The organism is Alcaligenes sp. GCM10023179 (assembly GCF_042653705.1).
Classification (GTDB): Bacteria; Pseudomonadota; Gammaproteobacteria; order Burkholderiales; family Burkholderiaceae_B; genus Alcaligenes; species Alcaligenes phenolicus.
This window is the reverse complement of sequence record NZ_JBHSIQ010000003.1, coordinates 215,566-242,458: the sequence shown is the minus strand read 5'-3', so window position 1 is coordinate 242,458 and position 26,893 is coordinate 215,566. Positions and strand designations below refer to the sequence as shown.

Genomic DNA, 26,893 nt, shown 5'->3' with positions numbered 1-26,893 from the left:
GAGTATTGCATGTCCACGCATCCATCAACTGAGCTACTTGGCCCCCAAACCCCGATTGCCGATATTGTTCTGGCCCTGAATCAGCTGGAGCAACGCCCCGCGCTGCTCGCTGCCCAGGAGCTGGATAACGAACGCCTGCAAGCCTTGCTGGAAGTGCCGGAGTTGCGTTGGGCCAGTGCGCTCTTGATGGAGCTGACACGTCCCGAACGCCTGCCAGTGCTGGAGCAACTGGCCGAAGACCGAATGGCCGACTTGCTGCAAGACCTGGACCATGAAGACCAGGAGCAGATTCTTGGCCGCCTGAGCCAGCGCACCCGCACCTCCATCATGCGTCTGATGCACTATCCGGCAGACACAGCCGGCGGCATCATGACTACCGAGTTTCTGCAAGTGCCCATGAGCTGGAATGTGGCACAAACCTTGCAGCACATTCGGGAAGTGGAAAGTACCCGCGAAACGGTCTATGCCATCTATGTGGTCAACGACAAGCAACAACTGCAATTTGTGGTGCCTTTGCGCAAGCTGGTGTGCGCCGACCCGCAGGCGGCCCTGACCGAGTTGTGGAGTGGCGACAGCCCCATTGCCGTGCAGGCCCTGACGGACAAGGAGGCCGTGGCCCAACTGATACGCCGCCACGACTTTCTGGCCATTCCAGTGGTGGACGAGGCAAATGCCATCATCGGCATTGTGACGGTAGACGACGTGATCGACGCCCTGATGGACGAGGCCGCCGAAGACATGAACCGCTTCGGGGGGGCCGAACATATTGGCAAACCCTATCTGCAAGCGGGCTTTAGCACCATGATTCGCAAACGGGGAGGCTGGCTGGCCATTCTGTTCCTGGGTGAAATGCTGACCGCCAGTGCCATGCAGTACTACGAAATACAGCTGGAAAAGGCCGTGGTCCTGGCCATGTTCATTCCCTTGATCATGAGCTCCGGCGGTAACTCCGGCTCGCAGGCCACTTCCTTGCTGATTCGCGGTCTGGCCCTGGGTGAAGTCCGGGTGCGCGACTGGTGGCGTGTCCTGCTGCGCGAATTACCCGTGGGTCTGGTGCTGGGCACCATGTTGGGGGCGATCGGCTTTATTCGTATCGAAATCTGGCAACACCTGGGCCTGTACGACTATGGCGAGCACTCCTTGCTGATTGCCTTCACCATCTGGCTGGCTCTGGTGGGCATTGTGACGTTCGGTTCTTGTATTGGCTCCATGCTGCCCTTCATCTTGCAGCGCGTCGGTTTTGACCCGGCCAGTGCCTCGGCACCCCTGGTGGCCACGCTGGTGGACGTGCTCGGTTTGGTGATTTACTTCTCCGTGGCCGCGATGTTGCTGACAGGAACCTTGCTCTAGCCATGAATTTTTTTGTTGAATCCATACAAAAAAGCGCACAGTAAGAGACAAACTCGGTAACCTATCCGAATTTCACCGTTACATTCCCTCTGGCAGGCAGGGGGAGCCTGACACATTTCGTCTAACTTGGCCCCCTATGGGCCGCTTCGGACATCAGCACCTATGCGGATACTCGACCAGTTCTTCATCAGTGCAGACCAGATGGCTCCCTTTTTGGTTGGCAGCTATAACAGTGGTCTGGTCATCCTGTCGCTACTGGTTGCCATCTTCTCCTCGGGCATGGCCTTGCAAACGGCCCATATTGCCCGCATGGCTGATTTGCGCATACACCGCCAGATTGCCATCTGTACGGGTGCCATCGCCCTGGGCGGTGGCATCTGGACCATGCACTTTATTGGCATGTTGGCGTTTGAACTTTGCACCAGCGTCCATTACGACCCGGCCATCACCATGTTGTCGGTTCTGCCCAGCGTAGGGGCATCCTGGGTCGCCCTGCAAATTCTCTCGCAAGCCCGTGTACAACGCTCGCACCTGATTGTGGGCGGTATTTTGGTGGGTCTGGGTATAGGCACCATGCATTACAGTGGCATGGCTGCCATGCGTATGGCGCCGGTGCTGCGCTATGAGCCCATCACCTTCTTCCTGTCGATTGTGCTGGCCGTGGTACTGGCCACGCTGGCCTTGTGGATACGCTTTCGCCTGCATCGCACCCGCCTGACCTTGCTGCAACGCGTAGTCATCAGCGGCATTGTGCTGGGCCTGGCCATTTCCGGCATGCACTATACCGGCATGGCGGCCGCCCGCTTTATAGGCCAGACCACACCGCCCGATGACATGATCATCTTCAACAGCACCTTTGCCTCCATGGTGCTGTCCACCTTCACCATTACGGTGACGGTACTGGTGACCGCGGCCAACGGCCTGCTGCGCTACCGCCAGTTGTTCTTGAAGATGGAAGAAAGCGAATCGCATAACCGGGCCATTGTGGATACCGCGATTGACGGCATTATTACCATCAACAGCCACGGCACCATTCTGGACTTCAACCATTCAGCCGAACGCCTGTTTGGCTGGAAGGCTGGCGAGGTGCTGGGGCGCAATGTGAACATGTTGATGCCCGAGCCGGACCGCTCGCGCCACGACAGCTATCTGTCCAATTATTTACGCACCAACGACCCAAAAATTATTGGCGTAGGCCGGGATGTCACCGGTTTGCGCAAGGATGGCAGCTTGCTGCCGATGCGCCTGGCCGTAGGCAAGGTACGCCAGCCGGGTGACCCGCTGTTTGTCGGTTTTGTCACTGACATGAGCCGCTACAAGGCACTGACCGAATCCCTGCGTCAAAGTGCGGAAAAAGCCGAGCAGGCAGCCCAGGCCAAGACGGCTTTTCTGGCCAATATGAGCCATGAAATCCGTACCCCGCTCAACGCGATTATTGGCTTTAGCGACTTGATGCTGAATGATCAGATCAATGCGCAGCAAAACAAGCACCTTGCCATCATCAACCAGTCCGCCCACTCCTTGCTGGCCTTGCTGAACGACATTCTGGATACCACCAAGCTGGAACGCGGCTCGGTCGAGCTGGAGCAAGTGGATTTTTCGCTGATTGAATTGTGCAATCAGGTCGTGGCCTCCTTGCGGTTGGCAGCGGATGCCAAGAACCTGGAGTTCCGTCTGAACCATGCGCCCGAGCTGCATCAGTTTTACAAGGGCGACCCGATGCGGATTCAGCAGGTGCTGAACAACCTGATCGGCAATGCCATCAAGTTCACCCAAAGCGGAGCGGTGCATGTGGATGTCAATCCCGAACCAGGGCGCAATACCGTCTCCATCCGCGTCACGGACACCGGCATTGGCATGACTCCTGAGCAGTTGCGCCATGTGTTCACCCCTTTTACACAGGCCGATGTATCCATCAGCCGCCGTTTTGGCGGTACCGGCCTGGGCGTATCCATTGCCCGCCAGTTGGTGGATCTGATGGGCGGCACGCTGAAGGTTGAAAGTACCCTGGGCGTGGGCAGCGTCTTTGAAGTCCGTATTCCCCTGGAACCGGGTAAAGAACCCAGCCTGAGCCCGGACGATCAGCCCGTGCCCCGCCTGCCGCCGCTGCGCATTCTGGTGGCCGATGACATCAGCCTGAATCAGGAACTGCTGACCTTGGCCCTGGAGCAGCACGGACACTCCGTGACAGCGGCCGACAACGGTCACAAAGTGCTGGAGCTGCTGTCCAAAGAAGATTTTGATGTGGCCTTGCTGGATGTGCACATGCCCGAGATGGACGGTCTGGAAACCGCCCGCCGGTGGCGCGAACAGGAGCGCCGTGAAGCGCGTCTGCCTTTGCCTCTGATTGCGCTGACTGCCAGTGTCATGGAGTCCGACCGTCATGCGGCCCAGGAGGCCGGCATGAATGGCTTTGCCACCAAACCGCTGGATCTGCCCTCTTTGCTGCAGGAGATTGCCATGGTGATGGGTCTGCCCCCCACTGGCCCCATGGAGCACAGCGTCGAACCACAAGAGAGCAGCCTGATCGATTGGGAGTTGGGCCTGAGCCTGTGGGGTTCCCAGGTCCGTCTGCGTCGCGCTCTGCTGAGCTTTCTGTCTGACCTGCATACCCGCTACCCACTCGATGAAATCAAGCAGGTATCCCCGAACTGGGAGATTGTGCTGGGCAGCCTGCATGGCATTCGCGGCACCGCCGGCAATCTGGGCCTGCCCCAGGTGTCTGCCCTCAGCGCCGAGCTGGAAGAAAAAATTCGTCGTGGTCAAACTCGCCAGATGCGTCGCCGTATTGAACAGTTGCAGGAAATGTTCAACCGCATCGCTCAAGAACTTAGCCACAACGGCCCACCGACTCCTTATTCAGACCCTCAACACGTCGTGGTGCATACCCCCGACGTTGCCTTGAACCATCTCCACATTCTGCATAGCAGCGTCTTGCTCAACGAGCTGGATGAGCCTGCCTTGCAAGTGGTCTGTCAGTATCTGGAAAGCACAGGGCAAACCGATACCCTGAATGATCTTAATAAAACCATCGACGTGTTCGACTTTGCTCAAGCCAGCCTGATCCTGTCCAAGCTGATCAAAGACCTGAATGCGAGCTTGGCCAAGGATCCGCCACGCCATGAATGAATTTACCTCACCGCGCCCCACCCTCTTGCTCATCGATGACGAGCCCGCCAATCTGCAGATTCTGCGCCATACGCTGCAACAGGATTTCCGGCTGCTCTTTGCCAAAGATGGCATCAAGGCGCTGGAGCTGGCACAACGGGATCTACCGGACCTGATCTTGCTGGACATCATGATGCCGCAAATGTCGGGTTACGAAGTCTGTAGAGCCTTGAAGGCCGACCTTAAAACCCGCCACATCCCCGTTGTTTTTGTAACGGCACTCTCGCAGCCGCAGGATGAGCAAATGGGGCTGGACATGGGGGCGGTGGACTACATCTCCAAACCCTTTAACCCGGCAATTCTGAAGGCACGCATACGCAACCATCTGTCCTTGGTACAAATGCAGGAACTGCGCGACAGCCGCCTGCAGATTATCCGTTGCCTGGGGACAGCGGCCGAATACAAGGACAACGAAGTTGGCCGCCACGTCATCCGCATGAGCCACTACACGCGCATTCTGGCCCATTGGCTGGGTTACTCCAGCGAAGCGGCCGACGAACTGCTGCACGCCGCGCCCATGCACGATATTGGCAAAATCGGCATCCCGGATTCCATCCTGCAAAAACCCGGCAAGCTAACACCCGAAGAATGGGAAATCATGCGTACGCACACCTTGATTGGCGCCCGCATTATTGGCCAGCACTCGCATGGTTTGTTAAAACTGGCACGCACGATCGCGCTGTATCACCATGAAAAATGGGATGGCAGTGGCTATCCCTATGGTTTAAAAGGCGAGAATATCCCCCTGCCCGCCCGCATCGTGGCGGTGGCCGATGTGTTTGATGCCTTGGCCAGTGAGCGGCCCTATAAGAAAGCCTGGAGTGTAGAGCGCTGCATCAGCTATCTGCGCGAACAATCCGGCCAGCACTTTGACCCGCAACTGATCGCTCTGCTGGACAAGTGCCTGCCTGAAATGCTGCATATCAAAGAAAAATGGGCCGACGATCCCCAACTGATGGCAAAGACTTGAACCGATTGGCCCGATAAGCAGCAGGTGGGCCAGGTCCCGCGCTCCTCAGCCCTGCGGGCTTGTCTTACAATGACGGCTTTACTATCTATCCCCGCTTCTACATGGCCGCTTTGCGTATTCGCCAAGTCCGACTTCATAAAAAACTGTCTCTGCGCAAGCTGGCCGAGCTTGCCCAAGTCTCCCCCGGCCTGATCAGCCAGGTGGAACGCGGTTTGACCCAACCCAGTCTGGATACCCTGCGCCAAATTGCACGTGCGCTGGATACGCCCTTGTTTTCCCTGCTGGATGACAATGTGGAGCAAGTGGCGGTGGTGCGCCAGAACGAGCGCATGAGCATTCAATCCGCTTCGGGCGTGCAGTACCAGCGGGTGTCACCGGGCTTTGGCAGTATTGAAATGCTGGCGGGCTTCTTGCCGCCGGGAGGAAGCTCGGTCGGGCAGCGCTGGAGCCACCCTGCCGAGGAATGTGTGCTGGTGACGGAAGGCCAGCTGCTGGTCGATGTAGGGGATGATCAGCACTGTCTGCAAACGGGCGATAGCTGTTATTTCAACTCCAGCCTGCCCCATGCCTACCGCAATCCTTACGACACGGATGTGCGCTTTATTGTGGCGATCACCCCACCCAGCTATTAAGCACGAGCACTAGGCGGCGCTGTGCAGCTGGGCCTGGATCAGATCCAGCTCGGTTTCATGGCAACGCTGCAAACGTAGCCAGCGGTTTTCATCCATGTCTGCACCGCGTGTCGCCAGCATGATCAAAATGCAGGAATTCTGATCCAGCGGCTGCACCATGGCGCTGATGCGCGGGGTACGTTGCGTGGCGCTGCCTACCCAATATCGAATCAGCCCTTGCTCGGCCAGAATCTCCACGCTGACATGGGTTTGGCCACCATCAAACAAGGACGTCCCCACCACCAGGCCAGGCTCCACCGTTTCGGTGTCAAAGCAGCCCAGGGACCAGCGTCCCAGCGCATCCAGATCCGCCATATAGTCCATCACGACCTTGGCGGATCGTTCGATACGACGGCTGGCCTGATGAGCCCAGGTTTGGCTATCCATATCCCCTCCTCCTTTACCAGCCGGCTTGCAAGGTGTCGCACAAGCGCAGTACATCCTGCTCGGTGCAGACATTACCGGGCGACAGACGCAATACGCCGTCACGCTGATCGCAATAGAGCTCCTGCTCACGCAGCTGATCCACCATAGCCTGAGCGCGCTGGGCACTGCTGGCGCGCAACATGATGCTGCCGCCGCGCTCGTTCTCGGCCAATGGGGTCAGCACGGGCCAATTGGCTTTGGCCGCACGATCCAGCAAGACCGCCGTCAATGCCCGGTTTTGCTCCAGCAGTTTTTCCACGCCGGTTTCCAGCACGAAACGCATGCCAGGCAGGGACGCAATACTTCCCAAAATAGCCGGTGTGCCGTGGTCGAAACGACGCGCGCCGTCAGCATAGCTGAACTGGTCCAGATTCCAGTTAAAGGGATTTTCCTGGCTGAACCAGCCGCGAAACTCCGGCTCGCACTGCTCGATCAAATCTGCACGCACATGCAAGAGGCTGGCACCGGACACGCCGCATGCCCACTTCAAGGAGGCCGACAAGGTAAAGGCCACGCCTTCATGCACGGTGAACGGCACCAGCCCGGCAGCTTGTGTCAAATCCAGCGCCATCAGGCTGCCGTGCTCCGTCGCACATTGCGCCATGCGATCCACATCCACCCGGTGCGAGGACGTAGAGCTGACCCAGGTCACCAGGGCCAAACCCACACTGTCATCCCAGGCATTAATGAAATCATCGTCCGTCACATAGGACAGGCCGGCGCTCAAAGGTACGGTGCGCAAGGTGAAGCCCAGGCGCAAGGCCAGTTTTTGCAACAGGAAATGCAGGCTGGGAAAGCAATCGGCCGCAACCAGCAAGGTACGTCCTTTAAGCACATGCGAAGGCAAAGAACCCAGAATGCTGTAGAGGCCGCCAGTGACGTTTTCACTTAGCGCAATATCCTTGGAATCAGCACCAATCAAACGGGCCCAGGCATCCATGAAAGCCTGTTTCTGGCCCAGAGCGTACCCCCACTGGGCATCGTCCTGCGCCGACCAGACCTGGCTGAACTGATCCAGCTCGGCACGCATGGCCGCTTCCTTGCCCTCGAACATGCCAATGGAGTGATAAAGAAAATATCCGGACATCATTTACTTCCTTGAAAATCAATCGGCCAACTGACGGCCAGAGGTTTCCTGCACCGTGCTCAAAGCCACAATCCCGATCAGCGCCACTACCATCACGTAAAAGGCAGGTGCCATGCTGGAACCGGTCAGGCCCGTCAGCCAGGACGCCACGAATGGCGCCGTCGCTCCACCCAGAATGGTGGCGATGTTAAAGCCCAGCGACACGCCGCTATAGCGCACTCGCGTAGGGAACAATTCGGCATACAAGGGGTAGCCCACGGCCTGCACTACGATGAAGGGCAAAATGGACACGGCCACCGCGATCACCGCCAGCGGGAAACTGCCCCAGGAGGCGACCCACATCGTCAGCGGCACCAGCACCAGATAACCCAGCAAGCCAATCGTCAGCAAGGGTTTGCGGCCAAAGCGATCAGACAGGCCACCGGCAAAAGGCATGATGAAGGCCGAGCACAAGGTGACCAGGGAAATCAGCCAGAACACCGCGGTGCCGTCGTATTTCAGGGTGTGAATCAAATGGGTACTCAGATAGACCACGCCCACGTAGCCTGCTGCATTCTGTGCAAAACCAATGGCAATGACTTGCAAGAGGGGACGGCGGTAATCACGCACAATCAAGGACAAAGGCGAATGCTCGGGGTGATGGCTTTTGAGCATTTCCTTAAAGCGCGGCGAATCCTCGATACGTGAACGAGCCCAGACGCACAGAATGATCAAGGGAATGGACAGCAGAAAGGGAATACGCCAGCCCCAATCCAGCATGGCTTCCTTACCCACCAGCGCCGTCACCAGGCCGGCTACGCCGGTGGCCAGGGACAAGCCCAAAGTGGCGGCGGCCGGGTTGAACGCGCCAAAGAAACCGCGCTTGCCGGGGGGCGAGCATTCCGCCACATAGGTAGCTGCGCCCGTAATTTCACCACCGGCAAAAAAGCCCTGCAGCAAACGACACAGCAATAGCAAGGCCGGTGCAGCCAGGCCCAGCGTGGCGTAGGTAGGCAACATGCCCATCAAGGCGCTGGCCACTCCAATGCCCACAATCGTGAACATCAAGGCAGCGGTACGGCCATGCTTGTCGCCAAACCAGCCAAAGAAAATACCGCCCAAGGGGCGTGCCAGAAAGGCCCCGCCAAACACGGCCAATGTGGACAGCAAGGCCGCGTTCTCATTGCCGGCGTGAAAAAACAGCACGCTCAGCGTCACAGCCAGGACGCCGTACAGCTGAAAGTCGTAATACTCGATCATGGTGCCCAAACCCGCTGCGCTGGCAGCACGCCACGGCGATACGGGGGCCTCGTCCTGTGGGGACTGTTTCTTGCTCATGTCTCATCCATCCTGATACGCATAATGCGTCTATTCTGTTTAGTGTGGCTAAACAAATTATACGGATGAATATTTCAGCTTTCAATCACTGGGAAAACCCTAAAGGTCGGGGTCTTCGGCCCTGTCTTTGTCCATGGCTTCCTGAACCCAGCGTTGGGCCGGATGCAGACTGATGCCCTGTTGACGCAAGCGCCGCAGAATATCGAGCATCAGATTGCTGCGCACCCGGCGCTGGACTCGCATGGTATTGATGAAACAACGGGTGCTGAATGCCACCCCATCCCCAAAAATTCCGTCGCAAGACAAGATAGGGGCTGGCTCGGTCAGAATTTCCGGCTCGGATTGCACGGCCTCACGCAAAATCTGCATGACCGCATCCGCGTCCACATCCAGCGGAAACAGCAAGCGGGACTCAATCGCGCCCAAGGAGGTCGGGGTGTAAGTCAGATTACGCACCTGCCGCCCCATCATCTGGGAGTTGGGAACCATGACCATGGTGCGATCAAAGCGCTCAACATAGGTCGCCCGCAAGCGAATCTGGCGCACATTGCCTTCGCTGCCCTCTACCTCCACCCAGTCTCCCACTTTGACGGGACGCTCGACCATCAGCATCAGGCCAGAGGCAATGTTCTGCACAATGCCTCGCAAGCCAAAACCCAGACCCACCGTCAAGGCCGTAAAGATCCAGGTCACCGATTCAATCGGCACACCCAGCATGGACAGGCAGATCACCAACAGAACAAAATAGGCAACGTACCCAACCATGCCCACGATCGCATTTTGCAGGCCCGGCTCCAGCGTGGTGTTAGGCATGTAATGCTGACGCAGCCAGGTGCGCAGAAAATGAATCAGGACGGCCCCCACCAGCATCACGCCCAAGGCAATCAGCCACAAGTCCAGGCGCCACTGCACCGCTCCCAGACGCAAGGCCTCACGCGAGACATCCAGCCCCGACTCCAGCATCTGTTTGGGCTCAGTTAACCAATCCCCACTCACCATCCAGATCGCCAGAAGCAACACGCTCATCCGGGCGATAGCAAAAAACACAACGATGAACTGGCTTTGCACGCGAATCGGCGCAGCCTCTGGATCATGGCTGCGATTACGCAAATAGGTCAGCAAGGAATCCGCAATGTCCTGCAGCCACACCATACAAACGTAGGCCAGCAGCCCCAGGATCAAGGGCATAGTGATGAAATGCGACATCAAGTCATCCGACAGGCCTTGCCAGCCGCCGATGAACAAGCCCAACACCAGAATGTAAACAAGGACGCCGCCTTTAAAGGCCAGACGAGCCCAACTGCGTCCCGTTCGGCTCGCCCCCTGCCCCGCGACATCAGTACGATTGAACAGCTCGTCTCGCAGAACCCACAAACCATAGCCATACAGGATCAAATACAGCAGGCTGCTCACACCATCAGCCATGGACTGAAATGCATCCGATAAACCTATCGATCCCCGAAAAAAACTGCTTGTGATGTCCGCATACACCAGCAGAAAAAAAGCGGGTGCAAAGTAACGCAGCCTATGCTGAGTCTGAGTGGAAACGGGAATCAAACGCCAGGAAGCCCGAGGCTGAACCACCATACTCTTGAGGCAAGCCAGCGCCACTGCCGCAGCCCAAGCTCCTACTTTCAAATAAGCCAGAAGCTCAAACTGGGTGGGAGAAAGGCCTGGCCGTTGAAACACCAGTTCAACCAGCTGGTCCACTACCACCCAGGTAGCGATAAACCACAGGAAGAAATTAGCAATGATCAGACTGGAGCGACGCAAGCGTCCGGCTGGCAGATAACGGCTTACCCATAGGGGCATGACGCGGAACAAAGCCAGCATCACAAGCAGAACCGCCGCCGCCATCCACAATGAGGCGCTGCTTTGCTGCCAACTGCTATTGCTCCATGTTCCTCGCCACTGCTGGGCAAAGTCAGATAGTTTGGAACGGTCAGCGGGCCAGGCCTGTGCAAGTTCGGGCAAACTTTCCAGCAGGACCAAAGAGGCATTGCGTCGCCAACGCTTCGCTTTCTCATAGCGCACCGTCGCCTCTCGCAGCAACTGACGGGCTTGTTGCGCCTCCACCTGCACCAGACGCGCTACGCGCAGATCAGCCCGCAAGGCAGCATCGGCACGGCGCAATTGCATGCGTTCGTTATGAACGATGAGCTGCTCGGCCTCATCGCCCGAATCTTCGCCCAGCTCCTGCAAACGTGCCTTCAACAGGCGGCTGCGCCGCTCCAAAGACTGCACCACCCGTCCGGACAGCTCCTGCGTTCGCACCAGCTTTTGATCTTCCTCGTAGCTGCGCTCGGGCCGTATCGATACCTGGTTGCCTTCCAGGCGGTACTGCATCAGGCGGATTTCATCCTGGGCCTGCTGCAGCTCTCGAATCATCTCACGCTCTTGCTCTACCTCGGACAAGGCTTGTGCCTGTGCCTGTGGCCAGGCCCCCAGCAGAGCCAGAAACAAGAGCAAGACCTGCACACCTAGTCGTAGCGTCTTCATGGCTGTTGTCTCCCTGGGGCCTGCCTGTTTTTTTTATCGAGGTTCAATCATTCAGCAAGGGGTTGCCGCTTTCATTCTGGCTGGCGACCGGTGTATTGGGCAACACCGTCATGGTCTGAGTATGGTGCAACGCCAGACCTTCCTTGCGTAATTCATCCAGAATATCGAACATCAGGACACTGCGTACCCGGCTGCCAATGCGAGGCGAGCTTACATAGCAGGTCGCCGTGAACTGCAAGCCGTTGGCATCAAAGCCATCCAGCGTCACATCCGGCGCCGGGTCGGCCAGCACGTCGCTGTAGTTCTGCATCACATCCAGCATGATAGAACGTACCCGTTTAGCGTCTGTGTCGATAGGCATATTGATCTTGACCTTCACTACCCCCAAGGGATTGCTCAAGGTCACATTACGCACGGTTTTGGTGATGAATTCGGAGTTCGGCACGATCAAGGTGGAGCGGTCGAACATTTCAATTTCCGTGGCACGGGCATTGATCTTGCGTACATTGCCCTCTACCCCGTTCAGGCTGACCCAGTCCCCAATTTTGATGGGACGTTCGGCCAACAGAATCAGCCCCGATACAAAGTTCTGCACCACCGCTTGCAAGCCAAAACCGATACCCACCGACAAGGCTGAAATCACCCAGGCCATGCGCTCCAGACCGATTCCGAGAGACGAAATCGCCGTAGCCACCACAATAAAGTAGCCCACATAGCTGAACAGATTAGCAGTAGACACTCGCATACCCGGATCGATACGCGTGGCGGGTAAAAGCTGGTTGGCCACCCAGCGCTGCAAGGCTTTAACAAACAAAATCCCCAGCACCAGAATCAGTACGGCCAGCAGGACCGAGCTGGGTTTTAACTGAACCTGACCTAAAGAAAAACCTTTAACCAAAAAGCCCAAACGACGCTGCAGCCACTGCGTGGGGTCTTCCCCAAAAGGCAGCAAGACCAGGGTAATCGCCGTAATAATCAGGCATAAACGCAAGGCTCCGGACAGCACGATCACGATCTGGCTGCTGCCACGCAATTGCGTACTGGTCCATTCATTAGCGGCGCGCTTCTCTTTAAATTGCAGCAAGAGGCTTTGACCGATATCCGCAATCAGCGCGACCAGGACATAGCAGGTGCAAATCACCAGACTCAGCCACAACACCTCTTGCACAATCAGACTGCTCAAGGCGATGTAGCCCAGCAAGAAGGCAATCATCCCCAGCCCAATGACCACACCCAAGGTGATAGGAATGGCGCGTAACCAGGTCGCCCCCTGCTGAACCGGAGCCGTTTTCTGCGGGTCCTCGCCGCCCTCTGGAACGGGGGTCTTCTCACGCCCCTGGCTCAAGTTCCAGGCTGCAATGGCAATAAAGATGCTCAGTGTCAGCGTGTTAAAACTGTTGATCAGCAAGGTAGTGCTGAGCGTGGCATTGATCAGGCCCAGCAATTGCTGCGACATCCAGGTCAAGGCCACCATGATGCCCAGAGCAATGGGCAACCATGCCAGCTTCAAAGCCACATTGCTGGGAATGGGAGGCAAGCGCCAGCTAGGACGCTGCGCCGACAAAAGCACGCGGCCCATCCCGGTCACAAAGCCACCCAGATACAAGGCGAATACGGACTTGGACACAAAGCTGGACAGATCCGGAGCCAGATTGCCGTTCCAGTAAAACAGCCCTGCCGCCACCGATGCCAGCAAACCGGGCGTCAGGCTGTAGAGCACAATCAAGGCCGTCGCATAAAAAGAGCGTCGCAAGCGCGAGGGCTTGGTGTGGTTGATGGTAAAACGCTCCAGCCCCCGTACCGCCCACACTGACAGCCCCAACAAAACCAAAGCCAGGGCTCCTGCCGACCACAGCACATAAGCGGGCAAATCGGTTACCCGCTGAGCCAGATCCTTGCGCATGCGTTCGACCCTGGCCAGATCACCGGGCAAATCGCGCGACACATTGCGCCAGAAGCGCGGTGTCAACACGGACTGCGACTGCCGACCCAATTCCGCCTGGAAAATTACGCGGCGCTGCTTGGACACCTGATCCAGGCCTTGTGTTGTTTCCACGCCGATCAAACGGGCCAGCTTGATCATGCCGTCCAGCTCGGTCACCGCCTGCTGCAATTGAGCACGCTGACGCGCAATGTCCTCGGACTCCCCCGCCGGATCATCCACAGGCCCCAACTGATTCAGACGCGCGGTCACGCTCAACAGCTCAGGCTCCAGACGCACACTCATTTCCTGAGCCTGCTCTTGCGCCAGCAGCAACTGATTGCGCAAGGCAACCAGATCGGAATCGCCCAAGCCATCATTTTTCTGCAAACGGTCTTGGACAGTTTGCAGCGTGTCACGCAATTCATTCAGGGACTCACTGGCCTGCGCAGGCGTCAATGCCACCGTCTCGGCCGTCACAGGGACAGCGGTAACAGCCAGCACCACAGCCAGCAGCCACAAGGACAAAAAAGCACACAGGCGCGAACGGCGAAAAGCGTGCATCAATAAAACTCCGGCTAAACAATCAGGCCCCAAGCATGAAACCGCCAGGGCAGGAGAAAACATGCACAGAATACCGAACTATTGTGGGCTTGGCGCATGAGGTATTCACGAGAACCCTGTTTTTTTGGCGATAAACGCCCCGAACTGCTCACTTTTCAGGTTCCGGCTCCTTTACTCCCCCTCATCCCCTCTTCTGGCTGAATGCCAAGAAGCAAAAAAACCGGCCAGAACAGGTGCAAAACACCTACCCCGGCCGGTTATTCTGCCTGCAGGCATCAAGCCTCAGGCCCAGGAACAAGCAGGATTAACGAATCTGCTCCGCCACCATGAATCCGGACGCTCCCGCCAGACCTGGGCCTGGATGGGTGGACGCACCAATGTGGTAGACATTCTTGTACGGTGTGGCGTGAGACCGGGCACCGTTACTGGCGGCAAAGGGGCGCATCCAGAAGAACTGGTCGGGGGAGCAAATACCCGAGTAGGGGTCGCCGCCCACCAGATTGCAGTTGATGGATTCCAGGTCGGCTGGCGACAGCACTTTCTGACCCACGATTTGTTGACGCAAACCGGGCATGACGCCTTCCAGTTGGTCGATGATGCGCTCGGCCACGGCCTGGCTGACTTCTTCGGTCCATTTGCCGTCTTCCGGCACGTCGATCTTGCCAGCCGCATCGCCGCGCAACTTGGACGGCATGTCCTGCATCTGCATCCACAGTATCCATTTGCCTTCCGGCGCACGGCTGGGGTCCAGAGAGCAAGGCTGGCCAATAGCAACAGTGAACTTGGCCGGGATCAGGCCGTTATTGGCCTGGGCCACGCTCATGCTGACGTCTTCCAGGCTGTCGGACAGGTGCAGCAACGGTACTTTCAGCAGCTCTGGATCGCTCCAGTTAGGCATGCTGTCCAACGCCAGATGAATTTGCATGTCACCACGGCCAAAGCGGTAGGCATTGGCTTGTTCACGTACCTGGGCGGGAGCACCCGGCAACAAACGACCATAGAGCTGTGGCGGTGTAACGTTGCACACCACATGGCTGGCTTCGTAGACTTGGCCGCCGGCACGCACGCCACGGGCTTTTTGTCCTTCCAGCACAATTTCTTCCACTTCGGTGTTCAGTTGAATACGGCCACCAGCCTTTTCAATAATGGCGCACAGAGCACGCACCAGATTCTGGCCGCCACCTTTCACCACGGGCATGCCACCGGCCACCACAGCCGCAAAGGTCAGCTTGCCGATCAGTGCCGAGCAGGCGTCGTCAGGGCCCAGGCCCGAGTGCAAGACCCAGGGAGCCATCATGCCGCGTACACGGTCATCTCTCAGCTCACGATCGGCCCAGCGACGGAAGGACTCCAGGGACTCGCGACCATACTGCACCATGCCGTCCATACGGCGCTTGCGCCATTGCGAGAACAGCAAACCCAACAAGCCACGGCTGTATGGCTCGGTGCCCAGCAAGCCGAAGGTCAGGCCCGCATCGCGCTCGAACAATTGGCTGCACATGGCACCAAAGGCATCGCCATCACCAGCTTGCAAGCCATTGATACGCTGAATTGAATCGCCCACATCATGGCGCAGGGCCAGGCCCTTGCCATCGCTGCCCACCACGCCGGTGGTATAGCCGTTTTCCAGAAACTCCACGCCCTGGGCGGCCAGATCGTCTTTCAAACGGGCATAGGCAGCGCCGGATGTGAACAAGGGGTACCAGGACGACAGCAACTCATGGGTAAAGCCCGGAAACAGCTCCTCGGTACGGATACACCCGCCCGCACGGTCGTTACGCTCCAGCACCAGGACCTGCTTGCCCTTTTGCGCCAGCAAGGCTGCACACACCAGGGAGTTAATACCACTGCCCACCACAATGACGGCATACGATTTTTTATTTGTTGAGTCTGTCATCCCACACCTTTTTTAAATTGCCCTGAACGGGGTCAGGGCTTGTGAACACGCCACAAGAAACAGCTGTTCACAAGCCCTGGACATCTTTTACCGCACTTTTCTATTTATGAGCCAGACGACTGCGCCTGCCAGCGTTCAAACCAGTGACGGGGCGACTTGCCCTGCTCTGGCCCGAGTACGGAAAAGCCACCATCGACGGGCAGATCAATGCCTGTCATCCAGGAAGCCGCTCCCGACACAGCAAACAGCACCACCTGGGCGACCTCTTCACCGGAGCCGACTCGCCCCAAAGGATGAACTTGTGCCCCTACCTGATTGGCCAGCTCGCGCGAGCCACCGCTCATGCGCTCAACGGATGGCGACCAAGTCCAGGCGGGCGAAACCGTCAGCACACGAATCCCCGAGGGAGCCAATTCCACGGCCAAGCTTTTTGTAAATTGCAGGATGGCCGCTTTGGAAGCCGGATACAGGGCGCGCCCGGCCACGCCGAATTTGCCACCTGTACTGCCCATATTGATGATGACCCCACCCTGCCCCATATGCGGCGTGGCTTTCTGGGCCAGAATCGCGCTGGAGATCAGGTTCACATCCAGCGTTTGATGCCACAGCTCCCGGCTGGAAGCCAGGCCTTCGTCCCCGTAGGAACAGGCATTGTTCACCACAATGTCGATGCGGCCGGTTTGTGCCAGGGCGGCCTGCACGCAGGCATCCAGCTGTGCATCATCACAAATATTGGCGGCCATGAACTGGGCCTTGCCCACGGCCTGCAGACGCGCCTCGGTACGCTGACCTTCTTCCTGACTGCGACCCACGATCAGCACCCACGCACCGGCGGCACACAGAGCCAGGGCGATGTCCGCCCCCAGCCCTTGCGTGGACCCGGTCACGATGGCGACCTTACCTTGTAAATTCACCTTCATGTCCTGCTGCATGTGCTTCTCCTACTCTACTTTTGGTGCGCCGAACACCGTCGCCCAATCTTCGTCCCGGTCAATATGAGCAATCAGGCTCATGCTGGCCAGGGAGGCCTCATGGGTCGCGGGGGGAGCACCACAAGCGCTGGCCACCACCGCCACCTCATAGCCCATATCCACCGCATGGCGCACTGTGCTCTCGACTACAGAATGGGTAGCCACACCGGCAATTACCAGGCGCTCCACACCCAAACGACGTACGACCGGTTCCAGCGCGGAACCAAAGAAAGCGTTAATACGCGTGTGGTGGACTTCAAACTCGTCAGGCAAGGGAGCCAGCCCGTCAAAGAACTGGGCTCCCCAACTGCCAGTCTGCATGGCGCCGATTCGTTTCACATTGTGCAGAATCGGCGCATTGCACAGCAGGTCGGCATAGTCAGGCCGATAGCCCACCCGCACATGCACAATGGGCACGCCCTGTGCGCGGGCCTGCGCCAGCAAACGGCCTGCGGCCTCGATCAAGGCCTGACGCTGGGGGCTATTGGCCTCTACCCCCACGCGGATCAGGCCATCGGCGTGCAGGACGTCGTTTTGATAATGCAGGGCCAGCAAGGCTGTGTGATGGGCTGCCGACATTAGATGTACACCTGAATAGCGCCGTGAACCGCGTCACGATCCACCAGGTTCACCTGCTTCATGCGCAGTTTCCAGCCACCGCCCTCCTGGGCCTGCAGCTTGTGAATCAGGCTGCCCACACGGTAGACCGGATCCTTGCCACGCCACTCCATGGAGTGGAAGCTGGAACGCACCACCAGATAGCCTTCCGGATCAGTGCCATCAATCATCACATTGCCCAGCACACGGCAGGACTGTGTGATTGGCTGCTGGGACCAGTTGCGGTGGTTTTCCAGACGACGGATACGCAGTTCACGCAGCAGCTTGTTTTCCCAGCACAGGGAAATGTGCTCGTAAGGGCTTTCCTGATCGTAGCTGTGAGGAATCCAGTACATGCCCTCCTCGGTCCACAGATCCAGCCATGCTTGCCAGCGACGCTCGTCCAGCAAACGAGCTTCGTGATAGATGAACTGCTCCACTTCACGGATGGCTTCCAGGCTCAGGTTCACAGGCGTGACCTGATCCACGCTGACGTCAAAATCAATATCAAACAACATAAGAATTCTCCTTGGCTCGGACAGCAGCCCGCTTAAGCCTGTGTTGCGGGGGCGATGGGCTCACCAGAAGCCGAACGCACCGTGGCTTTACCACTGTCTTCCGACTGCGCAGGCGCGTCGTACAGACTGGTAGTCATGAAATGCTTCCAGGCGCGGAACTGATTGCGCATGGGCAATTCGCTGGTGCCGTTGGTGGCGACCATACCGCCTTCGATAGGCTTGTCAGTGCCGTCATAGCGGTGCATGCTGATCCAGTCTCCGCCATTGGTCTGGTTACCTTCCTGACAGCGGCCATAGACTTCGATATCGTCCGGCATCACGTTGGACGACGGCGAGTTGATCAGGTTGGCGTACATCAGGCCGCGCTTGTAAATATCGTCCGGCGCACCTTTCAGACGAAACAGCTGGATTTCCACATGAGTGCGGTCCACCGCCACTGGGCGAATCACACGGAACTGCTGGAATACGGTGTGGGGCGAGCCACTGCCGTAAATAATGCTGTTGTGACGGTTCTCGCCCAGAATGTTCAAGGCTTTTTCTTCACCGTAGGCTTCTTTCAGCGTTTCGTAGTGCGCCTTGGTGATCGGGTCGGTTTCGATGGCACCGGGATTGAAAATCCCTTCCATATAGCCGTGGCCGTTATCAAAGGCATACAGGTCCAGCTTTTCCCAGAAACCGTAGGGCTCGCCGTTACCGTCCATGATGTGCAGTTCCAATGGCATGGAGCCGTAATCTTCGGCTTGCTCACGGGCGGCCACGTAGGACGACTCGTGCGTCACGTTGGCGTGCATGGTGTCGTGCAGGTTCTCGTAGAACACCTTCCAGTTGGAGGGCTGCCAGACCTTGAAGCTGCCACCGGCCACTTCCACTTCACCCACGGGCGAGCGATCGCACAGATTGTCGATGGAGGTGATGATGGGACCCAAAAACTCTTTCAGGTCCGGGCCGTGGGCGCTTTGACAGGCAAAAACAAAACCACGGTAGCTTTCCACACGAGCCACACGGCGCATGGAGAAGTCCGGGTGCTTGGGATCAAAACAGGTGTTTTCCAGGCCGTTTTTCATCGGAGCGGCCAGATGCTGACCGTCCAGCTTGAACGTCCAGGCGTGGTAAGGACAGCGAAAGAACTTGCCCGCGTTGCCACAGCCATCGGCCACTACTTTCGCACCCTTGTGCGGGCAACGGTTGTAGAGCACGTACACCTTCTTGTCGCTGCCGCGCACCATGATGACGTCCTGGCCGCCCAACAAGGTGGTGTGGTAGTCGCCGGGATTAGGCACCTGGCTGTCGTGGCCGATGTAGATCCAGGCACGGCCATAAATGCGTTCCATCTCCAGACGGAAGATCTCGGGGTCGGTATAGACCGATTTATGTACGCTGTCTCCCCGCACCAATGCGGACAGCTGTTCGTTGCTATAGCTCATCATTACCTCCTTGCTGCCGGATGCTTGACGCACCCTCTTTATGACTTTTCCATCTTGCACTGCGGTGCAAAATGATCCTGGAACTGCTCGAATACGGTGGACACAATCTTGTTGCTCATCTGGCCCTTGTCATTCGGGGCCACTTCACGCATGTAGTAGGTCTGCACCGGATACTGGTTGTTGTTAAAGGCAAAGGCGCCGCGTACAGACTCGAACGGTGCACTGCGCAAGGCTTTACGCAGGGCTTCGCGGTCGGTAGCGGCCTTGGGGTCAGCCTTCAGTGCACCATCCAGCAACAAGGCGGCGTCGTAGCCCTGGGAGGCGTACATGGAAGGCAGGCGACCGTAGGTCTTTTCAAAATCCGCCACAAAGCGTTTGTTGACCGGGTTATCCAGATCCGGCGACCACTGGGCGGCATTCGCCATGCCCTTCATGGACTCGCCAATCGCGGCAATCGTGTCCTGATCAGCCGAGAAGCCGGGGGTATACACCGCCAGTTGCGTGGACAGGCCCGAGTTGATCAGCTGCTTGATAAAAGACACGCCCATGCCGCCGGGCAGGAAGAAAAACACGGCATCCGCACCCGAAGCTCGCATTTGTGCCAGCTCGGCGGCGTAATCCATCTGGCCGACCTTCACATACACTTCGTCGGCAATCTCGCCCTTGAACAGACGCTTGAAGCCTTCAATGGACTCGCGACCACCGGGGTAGTTGGGGGCAATCAAATAGACTTTCTTGTGCGCCTGATCGGTCACGTACTTGCCCATCGCAGCGGGTATATCCTCGTTCTGCCAGGACACGCTGAAGAAATTGGGGTGACAACGCTCGCCCGCGTAATCGGCCGGGCCGGTGTTGGCGGAAATGTAGACCGTGTCACTGTTCAAAATCGTCGGCATCACGGGCAGCAGCACATTGGAGAAAGCCATGCCGGTAATCACATCGACCTTGTCACGCTTGACCAGACGGTCCACCGCCTGGCGGCCTTCCATTGGTTTTTGCTGATCATCCAGCACCGTCAAGGCCACATCCACACCGCCGAGCTTGCCACCCGAGTGGTTCAGGCCCAGCTCGAAACCATCACGGATTTCTGCGCCAATGGCTGCACCAGGGCCAGACAAGGTGGTTAGCAGCCCCACCTTGAATACTTCCTGACTGGATGCCGGGCTACAGGCCAGGGCCAAGGCCAGCGTGCTCATACAGAACGCCACTTGTTTTTTCATGTTTGTCTCCGTCCTCTGTCTTTCAAAAAACTGGACTTTAGTTCTGCCTTGGACCACCCCCAATACGCCGGAAGCTGTGTACCACTGACGCCCGTGATTTTTGCGGCGCTTGTCCTGCAAGCCAGAAAAGACGGGCCCAAGGGACTACGTGAATACAGCAATTCCCAGTCGTATCCCAATCTGCTAAGGTGCCGGGACAGGACTACTGCTTTAGGTTTGAAATACATTAGACCGGCGCAGAATGGGCGGCTATCCAGATATGGCAAGCCTTATCCCGAACCGGCAAAAATTTGGAGACACACATCATGCAAGCGTGGTTTATGTCAGGGCTGGCCCCCTTGCAACACAGTGCGCCGCGCTTTGAATCGCGCTGCCCGGACCAGACACGCAGCGAGACGGCCGGTTTTTTAACCGAGCACCGCTTGACCTGGAATGACGGCCCGGTCGATGCTTCCCTGCGCTATGCCAGCAGCCACAGCTTTTCCTTTGTCTTGCTGAAATATGGTGCAGCGGTGCAGGTATCGCCGGGGATTCTGGAAGATTTCCTGCTGTTTCAGGTGCCTATACAGGGACGCTCCTGTATTCGGGTTGGTCGGGAGTACGTCCAGGCCAACCCTAAAATCGCCAGCGTGATCTCCCCTTCCCTGCAGGTTGAACTGGATTGGGAACAGGGCTGTGAACAGTTTTTAGTGAAGATTCCGCGCCACCGGCTGGAAGAAGTGGCCCGTCAGACCTTGGGCTTGAGCCTGGACCGGCCCATTGAATTTGCCGCTGGCATGTCTCTGGATTCGCCGCACGGCTGCGCCTGGCAGCACCAGATTGGCAGCTTGCTGGCTTACGGTGGGCATTTGCCGCCCGAAATGGACCAGTGGTCGCGTCAGGCCGAGGACAATCTTTTGCTGCATCTGTTTCATACCCAGCCGGGTAACTACAGCCAGCAATTGCAGCAAAGCGTGCGCCCGGCCAGTTCGCGCCGGGTACAAAGAGCCGAGGATTTCATGCGGGCCAGCCTGGACGAGGCCCTGACGCTGGAGAAGATTGCCACCGCGGCCTGTGCCAGTGTGCGCAGCCTGACCTTGGCCTTTCGCAACGAACGGGGGTTGAGCCCCATGCAGTTTCTAAAGCAGATTCGTCTGGAAGCGGCCCAGCAAGCCATTCGTCATGCCGTGCCGGGCACCCAGGTCAGCGAGATTGCCTTGCGCTGCGGGTTCAACCATTTCGGCCGCTTCTGTGCAGACTACAAGTCCCGCTTCGGGCGTTCGCCCTCGCAGGACTTGCGTATCGTGGATTAGTCCTTCAAGGCTTTGCCAGGAACCCACACACGGCCATCAAACAGGCGACGCGCCGTACGATAGAAAGAACCGGCCTTGGCAAACCACTGGCCGTCTTTCTTTTCCACTTCCGCGCCCACTGTCAGCACACCGGAAGGCATGCCCAGACGCAGTGGACCTTGAGGGGCAACCGAGTCAGACAGACATTGCGAAGGCAGGCTGCCCGTCAAACGAGCAGCCACAGCGGTGCACAGCGAGATCGTCAAGGGCAAGGCGCGGTGCGGCTGGCCATTGGAAATCACGCGGGCAACCAGATCAATCTCTTTGGCAGGAACCACGTCGCCAGACAAGGTCGGATTGTCCTGAGCCGGCGACACGATGCAAACAAAGGGCACGATGCGAATCTGACGTGCGGCTTCCACATCGGGAGCAATGCCCATGCGTACCGACGCCTGCACACGAATTGCGTCCAGACGCTCCAGCACTTCAGGGTGAGCTTCCAGCCAGTCGGGCAATTCCAGACCGGTCAGGCCTACATCAGCCGCGCGTACAAACACCGCTGCGTTGGCCGCGTCCACCAGCGACACCTCGATACGGCCTACGCCAGGCACATCCAGCCACTCGGTCAATTCACCGCTAGGCAGCAAGGAACCAGTAGAGGCACCGCCCGGTTCCACAAAGTCCAGACGGATAGGCGAACCCGTGCCGCCGACGCCAGGGATCGACAAATCGCCGTCATAACGGGGCTGACCATCTTCAACCGTGAAGTGGGCGTGAATGATCTTGTTGGTGTTGGTATTCAGAATGCGTACACACGCTTCGCCATCCTCAACCTTGACCATGCCCTGCTCTACTGCGTAAGGGCCGACGGCCGAGCTCATATTGCCGCAGTTGCCACGGTAATCCACCTTCTCTTCCTTGATGGCTACTTGCGCAAAGGTATAGTCCACGTCCGCGTCCGGATGGCTGGACGGGCCGATAATACAAACCTTGGACAAGGAAGAAACACCACCGCCCATGCCGTCCAGTTGGCGACCGTAAGGGTCCGGCGTACCCATGGCAGCGGAAAACAGAGGCGTCCAGTCGTCGCGCTCGGCAGGCAGGTCTGCAATATTGAGCATCAAGGCTTTGCTGGTGCCACCACGCATGAACACGGCGGGAAGGGATTTTTGCTTCATCACGTTATTCCTGGTTCTTGGCTTGCGCCATTAAAGAAAATTGCGCCGTCTCCTCCATGGGTTCGGCGTGAGAGACCATCGATTCACTAAAAGCGCCGGGCTGGCTGCTGCGTTGCTGCTGCTGCCGCTCCAGCTGCTGTACTTTCTCTTCACTGGCATTGCCCAGATGGCGGGCCAGCAGGGCGGAGGCCTGAGCGCGTTCGCCCTTTTCCAGCAAATCCAGAATTGCCAGATGCTCCAGGCATTGGCGACGAATACGTTCCCGATCCAGGGTTTCCTGATATTCCAGCAAGCGCCGCAACTGGTTCTGGCGTGTCACGGTCTGGGCGATAAAGCGGTTACCGGACAAGGAGGCCAAGGCTTCATGGAAGGTGGCATTGGCCTGATACATTTCCGCGTGTCCGGCATGACGCCAGCCCCCGTCGGCCAAGGCCTGCTGCTGCAAACGCACCCGGCGCAAGACAGTGGAGTCAATGGCGAAGCCCGGCAGCAGCATGGCCGCTGGTTCCAGCATCTGGCGCAAGGTATAGCTTTCTTCGCAAGCCTGAGGGCCGTCAATCATGGGCAGGAAAGACCAGCCTTTGCTGGCGCGCTGTTCCATCCAACCTTCATTGGCAGCACGAGCCAGAATGCGGCGCACACGCTCGCGTGTCAGGCCATAGCGGCGCATGGCGTCGTTTTCCGACAAGGTGTCACCCCAAATACCAGATAGCTTGTCGCGGGCCAGTTGCAGATAGATCTGGTCGTCCTGGCTGGTACCCAGTTCTTCTTCGATCACACCAAGCTGGTCGGCCCCTTTCAACAGATATAAGCCACGTCGGGGCGGCTGTGCGCCCACAATGCCTTTTTCCGCCAGATAGGCCAGTGCGCCGCGTATGGGCGAGCGCGACGCACCCAGCGCTTCGGCCAGCGATTGTTCCGTCAAATGATGCCCGGCCTGCAAATGCCCTGCTCGCACGTAGTCCAGCAGGCGATGCGCCAAGGTGACATGCAAAGAATTGGATTGGCTTTTCATGCCGACATTCCTAAAAATCGAAGCGATCCCGGATCGTTTTATTGTATTATATACAAACAAAATACAATTTAATTGTTTTATCAAGGCTCCAGACGCATAATTTTATTGATTATTCTTGCTCAGGTTGGCCCCGCTTTCCTGGCTTCTTATTACGGATGAATCGTTTGCCATGTCTCAGTCTCTTGCCCTAGAAACGCTGTCCCTGAACGGACGTTCCGTACGTTACGTTCCTATCGCCGACATCCCCGGTATTGAAAAGCTGCCGTACTCGCTGCGCGTTCTGCTGGAAAACCTCTGTCGTCAAAAGGCCGTGCGTCACGCCGACGTGGATCAGGAAATTGACTCCCTGCTCCAGCGCAAGGTGGGCGACGGCATCACCTTCTACCCTGCCCGCGTCTTTGGTCAGGACATTCTGGGTTTGGTGATGCTGCTGGACATGGCCGCCTTGCGCGAAGGCGTACAAGCAGCCGGTGGTGACGCCAGCCGCGTGCGCCCTCAAGTCCCTATCGACGTGATTATTGACCACTCCCTCCAAGTGGACAGCTGGGCCAACCCCAAGGCAGCCGACATCAACCTGGCACGTGAATACCAACGTAACGGCGAGCGCTTTGCCTTCCTGCGCTGGTGTTCCAGCAACTTTGACGGCGTGAAAGTGGTGCCACCTGGCAAAGGCATCATGCACCAATTGCACATCGAGCATATTGGTCAGGTTGTATGGACCGAAGAAGGCAAGGACGTGGATCTGGTCTACCCCGACAGCTGTGTCGGGACCGACAGCCACACGCCTATGGTTAACGGCCTGGGCATTCTGGGCTGGGGTGTCGGAGGTATTGAAGCCGAAGCCGTGATGGTAGGCCTGCCCGTCGCCATCGCCCTGCCTGCCGTGGTGGGTATCGAGCTGACTGGCAAGCTCAATGACGGCGTGCTGCCTACCGACCTGGTTCTGGTCATTACGCAAAAACTGCGCGAACTGGGCGTGGTGGGCAAGTTTGTCGAATTCTTTGGCCCCAGCGTGGACGAGCTGTCCCTGGGCGACCGTGGCATGATCGCCAATATGGCACCAGAGTACGGCGCAACCGCGGTGTTCTTCCCCATCGACGACGCTGCCCTGCACTACATGCACATGACAGGCCGTCCACAAGAACAGATTGATCTGGTCGAGCAATACAGCAAGGTTCAAAAACTGTGGCGCGACCCGGCCGCTCCCGCTCCTGTTTACGACACCGTGTTGAAACTGGACCTGAGCAGCATCAAGCCTAGCCTGGCTGGCCCCAGCAATCCTGAAGATCACCTGGATCTGGACACCGCTGCCCAGTCCTTCCCCGCCCATCACCAGAAAATTGCTGGCCGTCCTTACGACCCGCAACGTGCCGTACCCGTGGAAGGCGAGGACTTTGTGCTGAATGATGGCGATGTGGTCATTGCCGCCATTACTTCCTGTACCAATACCGCTAACCCCGCCAATATGATGGCCGCCGGTCTGCTGGCCCGTAACGCCGTGGCTCGTGGTTTGCGCAGCAAGCCCTGGGTCAAGACCTCGCTGGTGCCCGGTAGCCAAGTAACAGCTGACGTGCTGGAGCGCGCTCAACTGCAAGACGACCTGGACGTGCTGGGCTTTAATATTGCCGGCTTTGGTTGCACCACGTGTAACGGCGGCTCGGGCCCACTGCCTGCCAATATCGTCAACGCGATTGAATCCGAAAAGCTGATTGCCACCGCCGTACTGTCGGGTAACCGTAACTTTGAAGGCCGTATCCACGCCAACGTGCGCGCTGCTTACCTGGCATCGCCCGCCCTGGTTGTGGCCTACGCCCTGGCCGGCAACCTGAATGTAGACCTGACCCGCGACCCGCTGGGCAAGGATCAGGACGGCAAAGACGTCTACCTGAGCGACATCTGGCCCAAATCGGCAGAAGTTCAGGAAGCCATCCACGGCGCGTACGATCGCGACCTGTTCATCGAACGCTATGCCGAGCTGTACGACGGTGGCGAACCCTGGGATGCCCTGGCCCGCGAAAGCAATGGTGGCCACTACCCATGGGAAGCCGACAGCACCTACATCCGCAAACCGCCTTACTTTGACGGCTTGCAGCGCGAACCGGCTCCCGTGGCCAACCTGCGCGGCATGCGTCCGCTGGCGATTCTGGGTGACTCCATCACCACCGACCACATCTCGCCATCGGGTTCGATCAGCCTGGGTACGCCTGCTGCTGACTTCCTGCTATCCAAGGGTGTGGAGCAAAAAGACTTCAACAACTACACCACGCGCCGTGCCAACCACGAAGTGGTCAAACGTGCGACCTTCGCCAACATCCGTCTGCGCAACAAGATTGTTCCCGGCGTGGAAGGCGGCGTCACCAAGGTGATGCCGGAAGGCGAAGTGATGCGTATTTTTGAAGCGGCCCAGACCTATCAGGAACGTCAGGTTCCCTTGCTGGTGATTGCTGGCAAGAACTACGGTTGCGGTTCTTCCCGCGACTCCGCCGCAAAAGGCCCTGCTCTGCTGGGCGTGAAGGCGGTGGTTGCCGAAGGTTTCGAGCGTATCCACCGCACCAACCTGGTCGGTATGGGTGTGCTGCCCTTGCAGTTCCAGGACGGCACCAATGCCGATACCCTGGGCCTGGACGGCACCGAAACCTTTGATGTGAAGGGCCTGGAAGAAAACCTGGGGGTACGCTCGCAGGCCGAGCTGATCATCCATCGCCTGGATGGCAGCACCCAGTCCGTGCCGGTGATTGTGCGTCTGGATACGGTCGAGGACATGGAGTACTGGCGTCATGGCGGTATCCTGCCACGCGTCTGGCGCAAATACCTGGAAAACTAAGCCTT

Annotated in this window: 19 protein-coding genes; 6 read left to right on the top strand and 13 right to left on the bottom strand. The window is 58.0% G+C overall.

Annotated elements, in window-relative coordinates:
* The first annotated feature begins 9 nt into the window (after nt 1-9).
* From mgtE to ACFPDR_RS14980, 4 genes are all read left to right on the top strand, one after another.
* Nucleotides 10-1,350 carry a magnesium transporter gene (gene mgtE / locus ACFPDR_RS14995; protein WP_321290886.1) on the top strand — a complete coding sequence of 447 codons (1,341 nt, stop codon included), beginning with the start codon at nt 10-12 and terminating at the stop codon, nt 1,348-1,350.
* A gap of 162 nt (nt 1,351-1,512) precedes the next feature.
* Nucleotides 1,513-4,479 (top strand): MHYT domain-containing protein, encoded by a 2,967-nt coding sequence (locus ACFPDR_RS14990; RefSeq protein ID WP_376911368.1) that lies wholly within the window; start codon nt 1,513-1,515, stop codon nt 4,477-4,479.
* Nucleotides 4,472-5,488, top strand: a complete 1,017-nt coding sequence (locus ACFPDR_RS14985; protein WP_376911367.1) for a response regulator — start codon at nt 4,472-4,474, stop codon at nt 5,486-5,488. Before ACFPDR_RS14990 ends, ACFPDR_RS14985 begins: the two co-directional genes overlap by 8 nt.
* Before the next feature lie 59 nt (nt 5,489-5,547).
* A complete protein-coding gene (locus ACFPDR_RS14980) occupies nt 5,548-6,120 on the top strand; it encodes a helix-turn-helix domain-containing protein (protein WP_235332425.1) in 573 nt (190 codons plus the stop codon).
* A 9-nt stretch (nt 6,121-6,129) separates the two neighbouring features.
* Here ACFPDR_RS14980 and ACFPDR_RS14975 read toward each other — a convergent pair whose 3' ends face one another.
* The 11 genes from ACFPDR_RS14975 to ACFPDR_RS14925 form a co-directional block, all read right to left on the bottom strand.
* Nucleotides 6,130-6,546: a hypothetical protein gene (locus ACFPDR_RS14975; protein ID WP_009459478.1), complete on the bottom strand. Its 417-nt coding sequence runs from the start codon at nt 6,544-6,546 to the stop codon at nt 6,130-6,132.
* Nucleotides 6,547-6,559: 13 nt separating this feature from the next.
* Nucleotides 6,560-7,675: an aminotransferase class V-fold PLP-dependent enzyme gene (locus ACFPDR_RS14970; RefSeq protein WP_226349538.1), complete on the bottom strand. Its 1,116-nt coding sequence runs from the start codon at nt 7,673-7,675 to the stop codon at nt 6,560-6,562.
* A gap of 15 nt (nt 7,676-7,690) precedes the next feature.
* Entirely contained in the window at nt 7,691-8,989 is a 1,299-nt protein-coding gene (locus ACFPDR_RS14965) for an MFS transporter (RefSeq protein ID WP_009459482.1), read from the bottom strand.
* 99 nt (nt 8,990-9,088) lie between these two features.
* Entirely contained in the window at nt 9,089-11,488 is a 2,400-nt protein-coding gene (locus ACFPDR_RS14960) for a mechanosensitive ion channel family protein (RefSeq protein ID WP_226349539.1), read from the bottom strand.
* Nucleotides 11,489-11,531: 43 nt separating this feature from the next.
* Nucleotides 11,532-13,973, bottom strand: coding sequence for a DUF3772 domain-containing protein (locus tag ACFPDR_RS14955; protein WP_181900222.1), 2,442 nt, complete (start codon nt 13,971-13,973; stop codon nt 11,532-11,534).
* A 304-nt stretch (nt 13,974-14,277) separates the two neighbouring features.
* Nucleotides 14,278-15,870: a phytoene desaturase family protein gene (locus ACFPDR_RS14950; RefSeq protein ID WP_250756999.1), complete on the bottom strand. Its 1,593-nt coding sequence runs from the start codon at nt 15,868-15,870 to the stop codon at nt 14,278-14,280.
* 104 nt (nt 15,871-15,974) lie between these two features.
* A complete protein-coding gene (locus ACFPDR_RS14945) occupies nt 15,975-16,802 on the bottom strand; it encodes an SDR family oxidoreductase (RefSeq protein WP_042488955.1) in 828 nt (275 codons plus the stop codon).
* A gap of 9 nt (nt 16,803-16,811) precedes the next feature.
* Nucleotides 16,812-17,420 carry a cysteine hydrolase family protein gene (locus ACFPDR_RS14940; RefSeq protein WP_115635041.1) on the bottom strand — a complete coding sequence of 203 codons (609 nt, stop codon included), beginning with the start codon at nt 17,418-17,420 and terminating at the stop codon, nt 16,812-16,814.
* Entirely contained in the window at nt 17,420-17,956 is a 537-nt protein-coding gene (locus ACFPDR_RS14935; protein WP_035268326.1) for an aromatic-ring-hydroxylating dioxygenase subunit beta, read from the bottom strand. The genes ACFPDR_RS14940 and ACFPDR_RS14935 overlap by 1 nt, the downstream gene beginning before the upstream one ends.
* A 32-nt stretch (nt 17,957-17,988) precedes the next feature.
* The gene (locus ACFPDR_RS14930) at nt 17,989-19,380 is read right to left on the bottom strand and encodes an aromatic ring-hydroxylating dioxygenase subunit alpha (protein WP_035268328.1); all 1,392 of its coding nucleotides are present in this window, start codon (nt 19,378-19,380) and stop codon (nt 17,989-17,991) included.
* Between the two features lie 38 nt (nt 19,381-19,418).
* Nucleotides 19,419-20,600, bottom strand: a complete 1,182-nt coding sequence (locus ACFPDR_RS14925) for an ABC transporter substrate-binding protein (protein ID WP_009460946.1) — start codon at nt 20,598-20,600, stop codon at nt 19,419-19,421.
* Nucleotides 20,601-20,905: 305 nt separating this feature from the next.
* Between ACFPDR_RS14925 and ACFPDR_RS14920 the strand changes: the two genes are divergently transcribed.
* Nucleotides 20,906-21,892 carry a helix-turn-helix domain-containing protein gene (locus tag ACFPDR_RS14920; RefSeq protein WP_376911361.1) on the top strand — a complete coding sequence of 329 codons (987 nt, stop codon included), beginning with the start codon at nt 20,906-20,908 and terminating at the stop codon, nt 21,890-21,892.
* On the opposite strand, the gene ACFPDR_RS14915 is transcribed toward ACFPDR_RS14920, so the two are convergent.
* Together ACFPDR_RS14915 and ACFPDR_RS14910 are read right to left on the bottom strand one after the other, a co-directional pair.
* Complete coding sequence (locus ACFPDR_RS14915) at nt 21,889-23,049, bottom strand: 2-methylaconitate cis-trans isomerase PrpF family protein (protein WP_009460950.1); 1,161 nt, start codon at nt 23,047-23,049, stop codon at nt 21,889-21,891. The two genes, ACFPDR_RS14920 and ACFPDR_RS14915, sit on opposite strands and share 4 nt — an antisense overlap.
* Before the next feature lie 4 nt (nt 23,050-23,053).
* Entirely contained in the window at nt 23,054-24,064 is a 1,011-nt protein-coding gene (locus ACFPDR_RS14910; protein WP_083053816.1) for a GntR family transcriptional regulator, read from the bottom strand.
* Between the two features lie 169 nt (nt 24,065-24,233).
* On the opposite strand from ACFPDR_RS14910, the gene acnA reads away from it, so the two are divergent.
* On the top strand, nt 24,234-26,888 hold the full coding sequence (acnA, locus tag ACFPDR_RS14905) for an aconitate hydratase AcnA (protein WP_115635035.1): 2,655 nt from the start codon (nt 24,234-24,236) through the stop codon (nt 26,886-26,888).
* Nucleotides 26,889-26,893 lie beyond the last annotated feature (5 nt).